Origin of the sequence: Janthinobacterium sp. HH104 (genome assembly GCF_001758715.1) — a bacterium.
GTDB classification, from domain to species: domain Bacteria; phylum Pseudomonadota; class Gammaproteobacteria; order Burkholderiales; family Burkholderiaceae_D; genus Janthinobacterium; species Janthinobacterium aestuarii.
Genome location: NZ_LRIB01000029.1, coordinates 1 through 15419, shown reverse-complemented (window position 1 = coordinate 15419; position 15419 = coordinate 1). Strand labels below are relative to the sequence as shown.

Sequence of the window (15419 nt, the reverse complement as noted above, 5' to 3'; positions counted from 1 at the left end):
CCCGAAGGCACATGGACCTGAACCATGCGCGTCTACCAATTCCGCCACGTGGGCATTGTTACTGCTTGCTGCTTGTCGCTGCGTGTTCTGCAGCGAGGACAAAATCATAAGGGCTGGCGCGCATTCGGTCAATCAACATTTTGCACTTTTCTTCAAGAAACACCCTTTTCCCCTGAAAAAAGGCATTTCCCTATGAAAGGGAGGATAAGTCTGCCTGTTTTTTTGGCAAAAACAGGCATTGGGCGCTTATTGCGGCAGGGTGATGGTTTGCGTGCCTATCTGCAGCAAGCGTCCGCCAGGCACGGGTTCCAGCGAGGTTGGCACCGATTTGCAGCCGATATCGAGCACGATCAGGAACTCTGCCGCCATGGCCGGGGTGGTCTTGACGTAGGCGGCATGCTGCTGGCTGGCTTCCAGCGGTGGATTCGGGGCGCTGAATCTGGACAATTGCTCCTCGTCTGGCCGTAGTGATTGCAGGCAAAGCGAGGTGCTGCCGTTCTCTATGCTGGCCCGGCCATTCGGGTAAAGGTACAAGGTGTTGAGTGCATGCATGTTCCATTCGAAAGTGCGCGCTGTCGCGGAGTTCAGTTTGTCGCGCACCACCACCACGTCGTTCAGGCGCGAATACCATACCTGACGCCTGGCCAGGCTCAAGTCGTTGCTGTAGGCGGCACTGGCATCGCCTTCCACATAATCGAGGTCCGTGCCGGGCGTGAATGTCGTGATCTTGCCGTTTTTGTAGCGCATCTCGTAATGGCCTTCGATGAATTGACCTTTCCCGCCATCAAATGTGATGGCGTTGTGCGCACGCGACTGGCGGTACCAGTTCTGCGAAAGCGGCGATGCATAGTAGTCCTGGTAGCCGGCTTCGATCAGCAATGGCTTGCCGCCGCTGTTGATGACCAGGCTGTTTTGATCGCCGTGGCTGTGATTGAAAGCGCCAAACGGGCTCGATTTGAAGTAGACGGAAGTGCGGGCCGGATTGCTCATGTCGCTGTGCATGGCGGCCCAGCCGATGCTGGGGAAGAGCATGGCGTTGGGTGGCGCCTCGGGCGCGACAGTGTCGGCGGGAAGCGGGTAGGGCGCTTGCAGCAGGGTGATGGGATTTTCCTGCGCGCCTGGCTGGCTGCTGTACCAGGCGGCCGCTGGCGTGGCCTGGCGCGCCACATATGCCTTCAGTGGCGCCGGGTCCGGCTTGCTTTCATGGACATCGCCGAAGACATGGCGCGGTGCGTTTGGTGGAATGAACTGCATGAAATAATTGGAAAATCCCGCAGCCCAGGGTTTGTTGAACAGGCTGACGCCGGTGGCTTCGGCCAGTGGCTGCCATAATTGCAGTTGCATGTCGGTGGTGTACTGGCCATACGCCGAGCCGTTGGCAAAGCCGCCTTCCGGGCCGCTCCAGACGTGGACGATATGCATGTATGAGCGCACGGCGAAGTCGAACCAGGCTTGCGCTTCCGGCCTGGCATCGAGCAGCAGGGTCGAGGCGGCGGCAAGGTAGCCGAGTGCCTCGACGCCGTGCGAGTCCATGGGGGATTGATCCAGGCGCCCGCCGGCGGCGGACAGATCCGCATAAATGGGTGTCAGCCGTTGCGCGGCGACCGACAGCCAGTGCGCGCGGCGCGGCGCGTCCAGGTCCAGCCACAGGAAGTCGGCGCCCTTGGCAAGTACCAGGGCAATCATGCGCGCCACCTGATCCTGCGCTTTATAGCTGGTGGGGCCGTCCGGGCTCAGCGCGGCCAGCTGGTCGCCGCGCAGCATGGCTTCGTCCAGATACCTGCGTTCCTGTGTCAAGCGAAACAGCAGGGCGGCCGCTTCCATTTGGCGGATCACGGCGCCGGCGGCATTGGCGATACGGTTGTACTGGCCACTATCGTTGGGCGTGGTCCACAGGCCATCGTTGACGCTGGCCACGGCCGTGGTATTCAGGTTGACTTCGCTGACGAGGCGGTTCAGGAAGGGGCGCCGTTTGGTCTCCATGGCGGCATCCCAGGCGCTCGCTTGCGTGAAGGCGGCTGGCAACTGGCGCGGGCGCGGGTGGGCCCGCACGGTGGCCGCGAGATCGGACGATTCGGGAACGACAAAAGTGCGTGAATTGCTGTCGATGGTAAATGGGCGTTTATCGGACCAGTTGCGGGGCGTGGAGAGCGGGCTCACGCGCCATTCATACTCGCCGAGCGGCAGTGCGCTCGATGGCAGCAGGAAGTTGCGCGAAACCGTGTGGCTGCTTGCGGTGCCGCCAAGCGGTAAAATCTCCACAACATATTGCGCGGGATAGCTGGCATGTCGCGGCCAGGCAAAGGACGGCGGATTTTGCACCTGCAATTTCACTTGCTCCGGTGCCGGTTTGACGATTTCAGGGCTGCTGGAGCGGGTGGTCACCCAGTCCGCCGCCTGGCTGGCGCCAGCGCCGAGGCTCAATGCCATAAAGCTGCTGAAAAGAATCCGTTGGTGTTTGCGGGGCCTGCATGTCATGACTTCTCTCCATAAAGCTGTTGCCAGCCACGCGCGATGCGCGGCCAAGGAGATGTCAATATACTATCAAATAGGCTGAGAATGTTCTTTTTTGATAATTTCTCAAGGCGGGGTGGTGCCGTGCTGCGGAAATGAAAAAAGCCGCAAACTCGTGAAAGTTTGCGGCTTTTTTGCGAATTAGGTAATGGTGCCCACGAAGGGACTCGAACCCCTACACCCGAAGGCACATGGACCTGAACCATGCGCGTCTACCAATTCCGCCACGTGGGCACTGATGCTGCTATTGCTTATTACATTGCTGCTCGAGTACTTGTTGCCAAATAACTTAGCAACAATTCTGCTATTATAGCGACTTGAAGAGTTTTGCGCCAGATGAGCTTTCGCTCCATACTGCACATCAACCCTGTACCGCTTTCCTGCAACTGCATTCCCGTGAAGGTTTGTCGCTGCAAGAGACCGAGATTATAGAGCAATATTTGCCGAAGTCAAATGCATTGCGCAGCTTTTCTCCTTTTTTTCATCGGCGGGGCACTTGTTCGGTTTCCGCTACGCTGTCCGTTAGGCAAACCAAGGCGTCCTCCGGTACACTACCGGACATCACCGTGTCAATATTGACGGTGATGTCATCGGTCTTTGTCTTCCGTTTGATCACTGTCAATAACAACTATAGAAATACTTTTGAGCCAAAATACCCACACCATCCCCAGCCGGGAGGACATTCTCGGCATATTCCGCAGCGTCAACGCGCCTCTCGACCCGCAGTCTCTCGGGAAAACGCTGCAAGTGCATGCCGATTCCATGGATGTCCTGGTCCGTCGCCTGAAGGCGATGGAGCGCGACGGCCAGCTCAAGTCTGACGCCAGCGGTGTTTTCAGCCTGGCCGACCAGAGTGCGCTTGTCGCCGGTCGCGTCACCAGCCACCGCGATGGCTTCGGCTTTGTCATTCCCGATGACGCCAGCGCCGACCTGTTCCTGCCTGAGAAAGAAATGCAGAAAGTACTGCATGGCGACAAGGTCATGGCCCGCATCGTCGGCACGGACCGCCGCGGCCGCCCCGAAGGCACGATCGTCGAAGTCACCTACCGCGCCAATACCCACGTCATCGGCCGTCTGATCCAGGAAAACGGTACCTGGGTCGTCGCGCCGGAAGACCAGCGCATCGGCCAGGACATTCTCGTCACCGGTTCGGTCGGCAAGGCAAAAGCCGGCCAGATCGTCAGCGTCGAGCTGACCGAGCAACCAATGCGCTTCAAGCAGCCGGTCGGCAAGATCGTCGAAGTGCTGGGCGCTTTGGATGATCCCGGCATGGAAATTGAAATTGCCGTGCGCAAATTCAACGTGCCGCACATCTTTTCCGCCGCCGCCCTCAAGCAAGCTGAAAAGCTGCCGTTCGAAGTACGCGCCGCCGACCTGAAAGACCGTGTCGACCTGCGCGACGTGCCTTTGGTGACCATCGACGGCGAAGATGCGCGCGATTTCGACGATGCCGTGTATTGCGAGCCCGTCAAGATCGGCCGTGCCAACTGCTTCCGCCTGATCGTGGCGATTGCCGACGTCAGCCATTACGTGAAACCGAACGACGCGCTCGATATCGACGCGCTCGAGCGCAGCACGTCCGTCTACTTCCCGCGCCGCGTGATCCCGATGCTGCCGGAAAAACTGTCGAACGGCCTGTGCTCGCTGAACCCGGCCGTCGACCGCTTGACCCTCGTCTGCGACGCCGTCGTCAGCGACAAGGGCGAGCTGAAGGCTTACCAGTTCTATCCCGCCGTCATCCATTCGGCCGCGCGCCTCACGTATGACGAAGTCGCTGCCGTGCTGGGCAACACCAAGGGTCCCGAAGCGGCACGCCGCGCGGACATCCTGCCGCACCTGCAAAACCTGGAAGCCGTCTACCGCGCCTTGCTGAAAGCACGCACGGAGCGGGGCGCCATCGATTTCGAGACGACGGAAACGTATATCGTCTGCAATAGCGCCGGCAAGATCGAAAAGATCATTCCCCGCACGCGCAACGAAGCGCACAAGATCATCGAAGAGTGCATGCTGGCGGCCAACGTCTGCGCGGCCGATCTGTTGCTGCGTAACAAGCACCCAGGCACCTACCGCATCCACGCCAGCCCGACCAAGGAAAAGCTCACGCAAGTGCGCACTTTCCTGAAACAGGTTGGCCTGAACCTGACGGGCGGCGACACGCCATCGGCATCCGATTACCAGACCCTGATGCAGCAGATCAAGGAGCGTCCCGACGCGGCCCTGCTGCAAACGATGCTGCTGCGTTCGATGCAGCAAGCCGTCTACAGCCCGGACAATATCGGCCACTTCGGCCTGGCGTACGAGGCGTATGCCCACTTCACCAGTCCGATCCGCCGCTATCCCGACCTGCTGACGCACCGCGCCATCAAGGCCATCTTGCAAGGCAAGAAATACGAGCCGAAGCTGTCCGAGAAGACCGTGCTGAACACGAACGTGTCGAACGCCACGCGCAAGCAGCAGGCGAAGGACAAGGCCGACGGCAAGCCGAAGAAGACGGACCTGACGATCTGGGACGCACTGGGCGTGCATTGCTCGGCCAACGAGCGCCGCGCCGACGAAGCATCGCGCGACGTGGAGGCATGGCTGAAGTGCTACTTCATGCAGGACAAACTGGGCGAGGAATTCACCGGCACGATCACCGGCGTGACCACCTTCGGCGTCTTCGTGCAACTGGACACCCTGTTTGTCGAAGGCCTGGTGCACGTCACCGAGCTGGGTACCGACTACTTCCAGTACGACGATGCGCGCCATGAATTGCGCGGCGAACGTACGGGCAAGCGTTATCAATTGACCGACCGTCTGACGGTGCAAGTGGCGCGTGTCGATCTGGAAACGCGCAAGATCGACCTGCGTCTGGTCACCGATGCGGAACTGGCGGGCGAAGAAGCGCCAGCCAAGCAAGCTGGCGGCAAGCGCAAGGGCGAAAAGAAATCGATGGTCAAGCCCGGTCCCGCGACCGAGCAGCGTCACGAGATCAAAACCAGCGTCAATGGCGGCGGCAACAATGGTGGCAAACCCGGCAAGGGTTCCGGCGGCCGTTCCAACGGCGCCAAGGCGCAAGCCAAGCCTGCAGCCAAGGAAGCCCCCAAGGCGGCAGCCCCCAAGGCCGCCGCGCCGAAGCGCAGCAAGAAACCAGCCGCGGCACCCGCTGCGGCGGCACCACGTGCAGCAAAAACTGTATCAAAATCAAGCAAGAACAAGCGATAAGCGATAGATAGATAATGAAGAATAAAATGATTTTCGGCTTCCACGCCGTCACCTCGCGTCTGCGTCATGAAGCGTCGTCCGTGGAGGAAATTTTCGTCGATGCCAGCCGCGTCGACGGCCGCATGAAGGACATGATCGCCGCCGCCAAGGCTGCCAACGTGCGCGTCATGCCCGTCGACTCGTCGCGTCTGGACAAGATCGTCGGCACGCGCCGCCACCAGGGCGTGATCGCGTTTGCCTCGCAACTGTCGCTGGCGCGCAATCTCGATGAGCTGCTGGACGCCATCGACGGCCCGCCGCTGCTGTTGATACTCGACGGCATCACCGACCCGCACAACCTGGGCGCCTGCCTGCGCGTGGCCGACGGCGTCGGCGCACATGCCGTCATCGTGCCGAAGGACCGCGCCGTGGGCTTGAACGCCACGGCCGCCAAGGTCGCCAGCGGCGCCGCCGAAACCGTCCCGTACATCACCGTGACGAACCTGGCGCGCACCATGCGTGAATTGAAGGATCGCGGCATCTGGCTGATCGGCACCTCGGACGACGGCGAAAAAGGCTTGTACGAAGCCGATTTCACGGGCCCGACGGCTCTCGTCATGGGTTCCGAAGGCGAAGGCATGCGCCGCTTGACGCGCGACACCTGCGACATCCTCGTCAGCATCCCGATGTTCGGTTCCGTCGAGAGTCTGAACGTGTCCGTGGCATCGGGCGTATGTCTCTATGAAGCCCGCCGCCAGCGCATCGCGCTGGAAGCCTAAAAAACGTCCATGGCGGCGTTGCATTGCCTCGCCGTACATTCGTACTGTCTTCGGCAATGCGCCTTGCCCTGAACGTTTTGTAACGCTTCCAGAAAATCAGCCGCCGCCCTTGAGGCGGCGGTTGTTTATCTGCCTCTCCGGCAGCACGCCGCCGAATACGCTACCATTTGCGTTCCACCTTATCCATTTTCATTATGTTCCACCACCTGCGCGAAGACATCAACAGCATCATCGAACGTGACCCGGCCGCCCGCAATGGCTGGGAGGTGCTGACCTGTTATCCAGGCTTGCACGCCATCGTCATGCACGGCTGGGCGCACTGGTGCTGGACGCGGCACATGAAGTGGGTGGGGCGCTTCATTTCCTATATCGCCCGCATCATCACGGGCATCGAGATCCATCCGGGCGCGGTCATCGGCCGGCGCGTCTTCATCGACCATGGCTTCGGCGTGGTGATCGGCGAGACGGCCGTCGTCGGCGACGACTGCACCATCTACCAGGGCGTGACCCTTGGCGGCACGTCGCTGCACAGCGGCGCCAAGCGCCATCCGACCCTCGAGCGCGGCGTCATCGTCGGCGCCGGCGCGCAGGTGCTGGGCAGCTTCACGGTGGGCGAGTACGCCAAGGTGGGCTCGAACGCCGTGCTGTTGAAACCCGTGCCGTCCGGCGCCACGGCCGTCGGCAACCCCGCGCACATCGTGCAAAAGGATGTCAGCGCCCTGCGCGAGGGCAGCACCGCCCATTTGTTCGCCGCGTATGGCGTCACGCCCAACGGCGACGATCCGCTGTCGAAAGCCCTGCAAGGCTTGATCACGCACGCGGTGGCACAGGAGCAGCGCATCGAAACCATCCTCGCCACCCTGAAGGCGGCGGGCATCTGCTGCCAGGGCGTGCCCGAGTGTGATAAATTCGATTCCGAGCAAATGAACAAGCTGGTTGACTAAGGATACAGGCATGACTACAGACGTACACATAGCTGAAAACGCAGCAGAAAAGAGCAGCGACAATCCGAATCTGCTCGACCCGTTCGAGATCCGCGTACTGGCCGTGCTGGCGGAAAAGGAAGCGCTGACGCCGGACAGCTATCCGCTGTCGCTCAACGCGCTGACGAACGGCTGCAACCAGCTGTCCAGCCGCGACCCCGTCATGGCTCTTTCCGAAGAAACCGTCTACGACGTGCTGCAGCGCCTGATGCAGCGCAAGTTCGTCAACGGCATCACGCAGGCCGGCGCGCGGGTCGCCAAGTACGAACACCGCATGCGCATCAAGTGGTCGCTGGAACAAGATAAACTTGCCATCCTGACGATCCTGATGCTGCGCGGCTTGCAGACGGCGGGCGAGATCCGCAGCCGCAGCGGCCGCGTACATGAATTCAAGTCCGTGACGGAAGTGGAGTCGGGCCTGCAGTTCTTGATCGACAAATACCCGCCGCTGGTGGCCAAGCTGGCCGTCGCACCCGGTGCCAAGGAGCCGCGCTACGGCCACTTGCTGGGCGGCGAGGAAGCGCTGGCGCAGATCGAGACCGCGGCAGGCTACGCCGGCGCCGTCAGCGCGCCGCAGCAGGGCAGCCGTGTCGCCCAGCTGGAGCAGGAAGTGCTGCAATTGCGCAGCGACTTCGATGGCCTGGCGGCGCAGTTCGAGGCGTTCCGCAAGCAGTTCGAATAATTTCCGGGCAAGCGCCTATTGGGCTTGCGGGTCGAAATAGGCGGTCCAGGTCAGGCTGCAAGCGGCAAGGCCCTGCGCCTTGCCAAATTGCGCCATGGCCTTGCGCGGTTTTGCCAGTCCCGCCAGGGCCACCCCCAGGTTGTAATGGGTATGGCCGTCCGTCGAACCCAGCGTGAGGGCTGTTTCCAGCACGTTGACGGCTTCCCTGTACTTGCCCTGGTCACACAGCACGGCGCCCAGGCAAGTGAGCAGGGCGGTATCTTGCCGATTCGCTTGCCGATCCGATTGCAAGGCGCCGTGCAGCACGGCTTCCGCTGCCGCCATGTGCGCATCCCATTGCCCGGCATCGCCTTCGGCCAGCTTGATATATGCCTTGCTTGCGGCGATGGCGTCCATTGCCGTTAGCTGGGCCAGGCGGCGCAATTGCTTCCGGCTTCCAGGGCTTCACGGCCGATTTGCTCTATCAGTTGCCAAAATTTTTCTTCGTTCATTGTTCATTTCTCGTCAATGGTCAATCGATGCCGAAAGAGGGCAGGCATGCAATGCCGGCGGCGCGCTGCGTCCCGTCCGCGCATCTTGAGCTTGTTGAGAATACCATCTTGCCAAACGTTCGCCTATCGGCCCCTTCTTCGGTTGGCGCGTGCCTGCCGCGTGACAGGCCCGGCTTTGCAGCCGCTCCCTGTCGGTCAGCTCGCGTTTCCGGTATCATTCGGCATGAATAATATTTCCTTCCAACCGTTTGTTATTGGTGTCGCTGGCGGAAGCGGCAGTGGCAAGTCCACCGTATCCCAACAAGTGCTCGCGTCCTTCGGCGCCGACATGGTATCGGTCGTGATGCAGGACGACTACTACTGCGACCAAACCCATCTCTCCCCTGAAGTCCGGCGCCAGCAGAATTACGACCATCCGCAGGCGTTCGAGTGGCCATTGCTGGTGCAGCATATCCAGGCCTTGCGCAATGGCGAAGCGATCGAGATGCCCGAGTACGACTTCACGCTGCACAACCGCTCCAACCGGACCATCCCCGTCAAGCCGGCGCCCGTGATCGTGATCGAAGGCCTGTTTGCCTTGTATGACGAAGACTTGCGCAACATGATGTCGCTGAAGATATTTGTCGACACGGCCTCCGACGTGCGCTTCATCCGCCGCATGCAGCGCGATATCACGGAACGTGGCCGCTCCGTGGAAAGCGTCATCGAGCAGTATCTGGAAACGGTACGCCCGATGCACAAGCAATTCATCGAGCCGACCAAGCGCAATGCCGATGTCATCTTGCCACATGGCGCCAACGGCCCCGCGGTCGACATGATCACGGCCAAGGTGGCCAGTGTCATCGGCCGCCTGAAGCCTGCCGGTTAACAGCCCGCCAGCTTACCGTTCCCCCATCGATTCCGAGAACGTCTTGGTGATCGGTTTCGTCAGATAGCGCAAGACCGTCTTGCGGCCCGTGTTGATTTCCACGGTGGCCGTCATGCCGGGCTGGATCAGGATCGGCTCGCCATTCTTGCCCATCAGGTTGCGCCCGCTGGTCTTGATCTGCACGCGGTAGTACGGCTGCTCGTTGCCCTTGTTGTCCTCACTTAAGGTGTCCGCGCTGATGTAGCTGACGGTGCCGCGCAGGCGCCCGTAGATGCCGTAGTCGTAGGCGTCGAGCTTCACGGCCGTGGGCAGGCCCGGCTTGATGAAGGCGATGTCGGCCGGTTTGACTTTCGCCTCGATGATCAGGTCATCGTCCGTCGGCACGATCTGCAGGATTTCCTCGCCTGGCTTGGCCACGCCGCCCAGGGTAGTAAGGCGCACGTTGCGCACGATGCCATCGGTGGGCGCGTAGATATCCGTCGAACCCAGCTGCTCCTTGCGCTGCGTGACCGTCTGCAGCACGCCGGCCAGGTCTTCCTGGGCTTTCACCAGATCCGTCTGGCTATCCTGCAGATATTTGTTGCGCCGGTTGGTGATCTGCGCCTGGATGTCGACCACTTGCCGCCGCAGTTTCAGCACTTCGGCGCGGCTGACGTCCCCCGTTTCCAGCAGCGGCAAGTTCATTTCCAGTTCTTCCTTGATCAGCTTCATGGCGCTTTCCAGCGAGCTCACCTCCGCCTGCACGGCGCCCTGGCGCTTGCTGAACAGGGCCAGCTGGTTGGCGCGAAATTCCGGGAACGCCTGCAGTTCGGGCGGAAACTTCGGCGCGCCGCCAAACACCTCGGCTTGCAAACGCGCCACGGCCGCCTTCAGTCCCGCCGCCTTGGCCGTGCTTTCCAGGTAGCTTGTCTCGGCCCGCGTGCGGTCGAAGCGCGCCAGTAATGCTCCCTTTTTCACCACGCTGCCTTCGTGCACACGCAGTTCGGCCAGCACGCCGCCATCGGCCACCTGGATGATCTGGTTGCGCGAACTGGCGATCACCTGGCCGTTGGCGCGCGTGACCTGGTCCAGCTCCGCCCACGAAGCCCAGGCGATGATACCGGCCAGTGCCGCCGTGCAGCTCCAGATCAGCACCCGTCCCCGTTTCGCTTCCTCTTTCGCTTCGACCTTGGCCAGTTTCATGCGACGGCTCCTTGCGCCACCGGCGCCGTTGCGGAACTGGGCACGGCCTGCGGCTTGCCCGACAGCTTGGCCAGAACAAAGTCGCGCGGGCCGTCGAGCAGCACCCGGCCCGCCTGCAGCACCACCAGGCGGTCGAGCAGCGGCAAGAGGGCGTTCTTGTGCGTGGTGGCGACCATGGTCACGCCTTCGGCCGCCAGTTCGCCCAGCAGCCCCACGATGCGCGCTTCCGTCTTCGCATCCATGGCGCCCGTCGGTTCATCGAGCAGCCAGATGCGCGGCTTGGCCAGCAGCAGGCGCGTGACGGCGATCAATTGCCGCTGGCCGCCAGACACGCCGCGCCCGCCTTCGGTAATGCCCAGCGCCAGTCCCCGTGGCTGGCCCAGTATCAGCTCGATCAGGCCCGTGCGCTTTGCCGCCGCCAGTATCGCTTCCTCGCCCGGGTCGGCCAGTCCCAATAACAGATTGTCGCGCAGGGTGCCGCTGAACAGCCGCGTTTCCTGTGGCAGGTAGCCGACCATTTCGCGCACCACGGCCGGCGCCAGCAGGGCCATGTCGACGTCGCCCAGGTACACCTTGCCTTCGGCCGGCTGGTACAGGCCCGAGGCCAGTTTCAGCAGGGTGCTCTTGCCCGAGCCGATGGCGCCCACCAGGCCGACCCGTTCGCCGGGGCGGATGGCGAGATTTTCCACTTCCAGCGCCACCTTTTGCGCGCCGCCATACGTAAAGCGGATGCGCTCGAAGCGCAATCCCGTATCGAGGCTGCGCGGCGTCAGCGCGAACTGCGCGGTGTCGGCCTCGTTGGGCAGGCTGATGACCTGTTCCAGGCCGTCGATCGAGGCGCGCGCATGCGCCCACTGCACCATCACGGCGGGCAGCTGCACGATGGGCATCAGGGCGCGGTTGCTGATGATGGTGCACGCCATCAGGGCGCCCATGGTCATCTGGTTCTCGGCCACGAACCACGCACCCATGGAGATCAGCGCCACGTTGGTCAGCTGCTGGAAGGCGGCCGTGATGTTTTGCGACAGGGCAGCATAGTCGCGGATATTCTGCTCCGCGTGGCTCGTTTCGGCCACCAGCTCGGCCCAGCGCGCCTGCATCATCCATTCGGCGCTGCTGCCCTTGAGCGTTTCCACGCCATCGACGGCTTCCACCAGCAAGCCCGCCTTGCGGTTGCTTGCGTTGAGGTTCTTGCGCGTATGGCTTTGGATGGCACGCTGGAACATCAGCCCGCACACGAGGGCCAGCGGCAGGGCCACCAGCGGCACCACCACGAGCCAGCCGCCGATGATGGTGATCATGGCGAGGAAAATCACGGCGAAGGGCACGTCCGTCAGCACGAACAGCGAGGTCGACGTAAGCACGCCGCGCACCATTTCAAAGCCTTTGACCTGCGCCGCCAGGGTGCCGACGGAAGCGGGGCGCGCCTCCATGCGGATGCCCAGCATGCGCTGGAAAAACCATTCGGACAATTCATGGTCGACGTCATTGCACGAGTGGTCGACGATGCGGCTACGCACCTGCTTGAGGATGAATTCCAGGCCGATCGACAGGGCCACGCCCACCACCAGCACCCACAGGGTGCTGAAGCTCTGGTTCGGGATCACGCGGTCGTACACCTGCATGGAAAACAGCGAGGTGGCCATGGTCAGCAGGGTCACCAGCGCGGTGGCCAGCACGGCGTCGACAAACACGCTTTTCTTCAGCCACAGGGCCTTGCGCACCAGGCTTAGCGCTCCGGGGCGGGCGCCGCTTTTTTCGCTGCGGCGCGGCAGGCCCACGCAAGCTAAACCTGCCAGCGAGGCCAGTTGCAAGGCGCGCCCATCGATGCCTTCGCCGCGCCAGGCGCCGTCGGCGCCGCGCGACTGCAGCAAGCCCCAGCCCGTGCTGGGGCTGTAGACGGCGAATGGCAGTTCGCCCGGCGTCGGCTCGTGCAGCGGGCGCGCCGCGCCTTCCAGCCCGGCCGCCTGCCAGATGGCGGTAAGCACCACGGCGGGCGCGCCGCTGTCGTCGATATCTTCGAGCTGGCGCTGCAGGTCGGCCAGGCGCGCGGCCGCCAGATGCTGGCCTGTCAGGCGGGCGGCCCGTTCGACGAGTGTCAGCAAGCCATGTTTGATGGAGGTATCCACGCTGTCTCCTGTCTGCATCATGTCGGTGTCAATTCGCGCGCGCCAGGCCCGGCGGCACCGTGCGTCCGGCCAGGGTGCCCGTCTGCGCGGCCAGGCGCAGGCTGGCGGCAATCGCCTGCGCGCGCGTGTCTTCCAGCGAAAACCGCGCCTGGGTTGCTTCGCGCACGGCATTGAGCACGTCGTTCCAGCTCTTGCGACCGATCACGTACTGGCGTGCATACGATTCGAACACCTGCGTCGAGGTGGTGCTGGCCTCGCCCGCGTTGCCCAGGCGCTGGCGGCTTGCCTCGGCCTCGTTCCAGTCCAGGGTGAAACGCTCGCGCACCTCGCGTTCGGCCACGTCGTGCGCGGCGCGCGCGCCTTCGCGGCGGGCCACGGCGGCGTCCACGCCAGCCTTGGCCGACAAGCCGGCGCCCGGCTGCGCCTGCAGCACCAGCATGGCGCGCGCGCGGTTGTCGGCATTGATGCCGCCGCCCGTGGGCTTTTCCATGCGCAGCACCACCTTCGGCATGTAGGCAGAGCGCTGCATGGTGATCTCGGAATCGGCTGCCTGCGCCTCGAAATCGAGGCGCTGCAGGGTAGGGGAGTAGCCGATGGCCTGGCGCATGACCCGTTCCAGGCTGGCGTCGGGCAGCGGTTCGCCCACGCCGATTCCGGCGGCGGTGACGAGGCGCACGGGTTTGCCGGCCAGCTGCGACAGCTGCGCCAGCGCGTTTTCCTGCGCCTGGCGCGCATTCGACACGTCGTTGGCCGCCTGGTAGGCGCGCGACTCGGCCAGGCGCTGATCCGTTTGCGAACTGACCGACTGCGCCACGCGGCGCTTGATCATGTCCAGCAGGCGCTGGTGCTCGGCCAGCCCCTCTTCGGCCGAGCGCATGCGGGCCGTCTGGCGCAGCGCTTCCGTGTAGGCGGCGATCACGCGCAGCGAGAGGGTCAGGCGTTCTTCCTCGATGGCCGCGCCGGCCGCGTCGACCCGGCTGCCGGCCGCATCGATGCCGGCGTCGATGCGCCCGCCGCTCCACAGCGGCTGCTCGATGCGCACCACGCCGCCCGTTTCCTGCGAACCCGTGGGGACTTCGGCCGACAGGCTGGGGAAGCGCTGCCATTGCGCGCCATCGAGGTCGGCGCGCGCGGCAGCCTGCGCCGAACGCTTGCCCTGCACGGCGGGATGGCTTTGCAGCGCCTGCTGCAAGACCTGGTCGAAGCTCCAGGCGGTGCTGCCCTGGGCCTGGACGAAGGAGCTGATGGATGCCATGGCCATGGCCGCCAGCAAGGCCGCGCCACGTGGCAGTACAAACAATGCTGGGGAACCGCGTAATCTCATCCCGTATTTTTCCGGCACCAGGCCTGACGCATTTCTAGGTGTGGCGGGAGCGCCCGCTGTGCTGCGCTCCCGCCGTCGTGCCAGGCGCGGCGCCTGGCGTGGGTGCCCTGCTTCAGACGACGAAGTTGGCACCGGTCAGCTGCGTGATGTTCACGCCGCTGAGCAGCACCAGCGCCGTGTCGATGGCGTTGGCGTTGCTCAGGTCAGTCGAGTGATACACGGTCACGGCGCCGCTGTTTTGCGCATCGGCGATGACGATGTAGCCCTGTCCCGACAAGACGCTGTCGTCGGCCGCGATGGCGCTGGCTGCCGCGCCGATCGACACGGACGTGCCGTCGAAGATGAACAGGTTGTTGTTGCCAAAGTCCGTGCTCACGTTGACGCCCACGGCCACCGATGCCGTCAGGTCTGCGATGGCCGACATGTCGATCACGTCGCCGCCGGCGGCCGGCAATCCCGTGCTGAAGTCGGCTACCGTCAGCGGGTTGTGCAGGGCATTCTGGCTCAGCACGAACAGCTGGCTCGCGTCCGTCAGGTCGGCCTGGGCCTGGGCCGCCGCTGCCGCCGCGGCATCGGCATTCGCCGCCACCGTCAGCGAGCCTGCGTCCGTCAGGTCCGCCTGCGCCTGCGCCTGCAGGGCCGCGGCCGCGGCCGCATCGGCGGCCAGTTGCAGTGCGCTGGCGTCCGTCAGGGCGGCCGTCTGCGCCGCTGCCAGCGCTGCTGCCGTTGCCGCATCGGCGGCCTGCGTGAGCGCCACAGCATCGGTCTGGTCGGCGATCGCTTGCACGGCGGCGGCGTTGGCCGCATCCGCATTCGCCACGACGGCCAGCGCGCTGGCGTCGGTCTGCGCCGCGATGGCGTTCGCTTGCGCCAGTGCCGCGTCGGCTGCCTGCGCGTCGGCATTGGCCTGGGCCGCCGCCGCGTCGTCCGCCTGCGCGGCATCCGCATTGGCATGTGCTTGCGCCGCAGCCGCTGCCGCGCTGGCGGCGACCGCATCGTCCGCTTGCGCCGCTTGCAGGGCCGCCAGGGACGCGGCGGCCTGTGCCTGCGCCAGCGGCGCGGCGGCATCGGCCGCATGGGCAGCCGCTGCCGCTGCTATCGCATTGTTGGCGTTGACGGTGGCGGCCGCTGCCGCCGCATCGTCGGCCTGTGCCGCCTGGGTGATTGCCAGCGAGGCTGCGGCCTGGGCCGCTGCGGCTGCTGCGGCGTCATCGTCGTTCTGCGCTGCCGTGGCCGCTGCCAGTGCGCTGGCGGCCGTTGCCGCCGTGCTGACAGCCAGCGCAC

The 15419-nt window shown here is 63.8% G+C and carries 12 protein-coding genes and 1 tRNA gene; 6 read left to right on the top strand and 7 right to left on the bottom strand.

Going from position 1 to position 15419, the window contains the following annotated elements; genetic code table 11:
• A partial coding sequence (locus JAB6_RS29560) for a hypothetical protein (protein WP_217494626.1) occupies window positions 1-196 on the top strand: 196 nt, incomplete at its 5' end.
• A 50-nt stretch (window positions 197-246) separates the two neighbouring features.
• Here the strand turns inward: JAB6_RS29560 and JAB6_RS11980 are convergent.
• Complete coding sequence (locus tag JAB6_RS11980) at window positions 247-2430, bottom strand: heparinase II/III family protein (protein ID WP_083292688.1); 2184 nt, start codon at window positions 2428-2430, stop codon at window positions 247-249.
• Window positions 2431-2663: 233 nt separating this feature from the next.
• A tRNA-Leu gene (locus tag JAB6_RS11975) sits at window positions 2664-2748 on the bottom strand.
• Between the two features lie 408 nt (window positions 2749-3156).
• Between JAB6_RS11975 and rnr the strand changes: the two genes are divergently transcribed.
• From rnr to JAB6_RS11955, 4 genes are all read left to right on the top strand, one after another.
• Window positions 3157-5718, top strand: a complete 2562-nt coding sequence (gene rnr, locus JAB6_RS11970; protein WP_070303047.1) for a ribonuclease R — start codon at window positions 3157-3159, stop codon at window positions 5716-5718.
• A 14-nt stretch (window positions 5719-5732) separates the two neighbouring features.
• Window positions 5733-6476, top strand: coding sequence for a 23S rRNA (guanosine(2251)-2'-O)-methyltransferase RlmB (gene rlmB / locus JAB6_RS11965; RefSeq protein WP_058048541.1), 744 nt, complete (start codon window positions 5733-5735; stop codon window positions 6474-6476).
• Window positions 6477-6670: 194 nt separating this feature from the next.
• Window positions 6671-7420, top strand: a complete 750-nt coding sequence (gene cysE / locus JAB6_RS11960; protein ID WP_034784004.1) for a serine O-acetyltransferase — start codon at window positions 6671-6673, stop codon at window positions 7418-7420.
• A 10-nt stretch (window positions 7421-7430) separates the two neighbouring features.
• Entirely contained in the window at window positions 7431-8141 is a 711-nt protein-coding gene (locus tag JAB6_RS11955) for a YceH family protein (RefSeq protein ID WP_070303046.1), read from the top strand.
• A 15-nt stretch (window positions 8142-8156) separates the two neighbouring features.
• Here JAB6_RS11955 and JAB6_RS11950 read toward each other — a convergent pair whose 3' ends face one another.
• Window positions 8157-8537, bottom strand: coding sequence for a tetratricopeptide repeat protein (locus JAB6_RS11950; protein WP_070303045.1), 381 nt, complete (start codon window positions 8535-8537; stop codon window positions 8157-8159).
• Window positions 8538-8855: 318 nt separating this feature from the next.
• Here JAB6_RS11950 and udk point away from each other — a divergent pair, with 318 nt between their 5' ends.
• On the top strand, window positions 8856-9500 hold the full coding sequence (gene udk / locus JAB6_RS11945; protein ID WP_070303044.1) for a uridine kinase: 645 nt from the start codon (window positions 8856-8858) through the stop codon (window positions 9498-9500).
• Between the two features lie 12 nt (window positions 9501-9512).
• Here the strand turns inward: udk and JAB6_RS11940 are convergent, their stop codons facing one another.
• The 4 genes from JAB6_RS11940 to JAB6_RS29315 form a co-directional block, all read right to left on the bottom strand.
• On the bottom strand, window positions 9513-10682 hold the full coding sequence (locus JAB6_RS11940) for an HlyD family type I secretion periplasmic adaptor subunit (protein ID WP_070303043.1): 1170 nt from the start codon (window positions 10680-10682) through the stop codon (window positions 9513-9515).
• Window positions 10679-12811, bottom strand: a complete 2133-nt coding sequence (locus tag JAB6_RS11935) for an ATP-binding cassette domain-containing protein (RefSeq protein ID WP_217494625.1) — start codon at window positions 12809-12811, stop codon at window positions 10679-10681. Before JAB6_RS11935 ends, JAB6_RS11940 begins: the two co-directional genes overlap by 4 nt.
• A 28-nt stretch (window positions 12812-12839) precedes the next feature.
• Window positions 12840-14066, bottom strand: coding sequence for a TolC family protein (locus tag JAB6_RS11930; RefSeq protein ID WP_175444535.1), 1227 nt, complete (start codon window positions 14064-14066; stop codon window positions 12840-12842).
• 181 nt (window positions 14067-14247) lie between these two features.
• Window positions 14248-15419, bottom strand: a 1172-nt coding sequence (locus JAB6_RS29315) for a hypothetical protein (RefSeq protein WP_175444534.1), incomplete at its 5' end; no start/stop codon positions are given.

Coding starts and splice junctions, on each gene's coding strand:
- JAB6_RS11955 (WP_070303046.1), top strand. CDS start 7,431: ATGACTACAGACGTACACATAGCTGAAAACGCAGCAGAAAAGAGCAGC.
- JAB6_RS11930 (WP_175444535.1), bottom strand. CDS start 14,066: ATGGCATCCATCAGCTCCTTCGTCCAGGCCCAGGGCAGCACCGCCTGG.
- JAB6_RS11940 (WP_070303043.1), bottom strand. CDS start 10,682: ATGAAACTGGCCAAGGTCGAAGCGAAAGAGGAAGCGAAACGGGGACGG.
- cysE (WP_034784004.1), top strand. CDS start 6,671: ATGTTCCACCACCTGCGCGAAGACATCAACAGCATCATCGAACGTGAC.
- JAB6_RS11950 (WP_070303045.1), bottom strand. CDS start 8,537: ATGGACGCCATCGCCGCAAGCAAGGCATATATCAAGCTGGCCGAAGGC.
- rlmB (WP_058048541.1), top strand. CDS start 5,733: ATGAAGAATAAAATGATTTTCGGCTTCCACGCCGTCACCTCGCGTCTG.
- JAB6_RS11980 (WP_083292688.1), bottom strand. CDS start 2,430: ATGGCATTGAGCCTCGGCGCTGGCGCCAGCCAGGCGGCGGACTGGGTG.
- udk (WP_070303044.1), top strand. CDS start 8,856: ATGAATAATATTTCCTTCCAACCGTTTGTTATTGGTGTCGCTGGCGGA.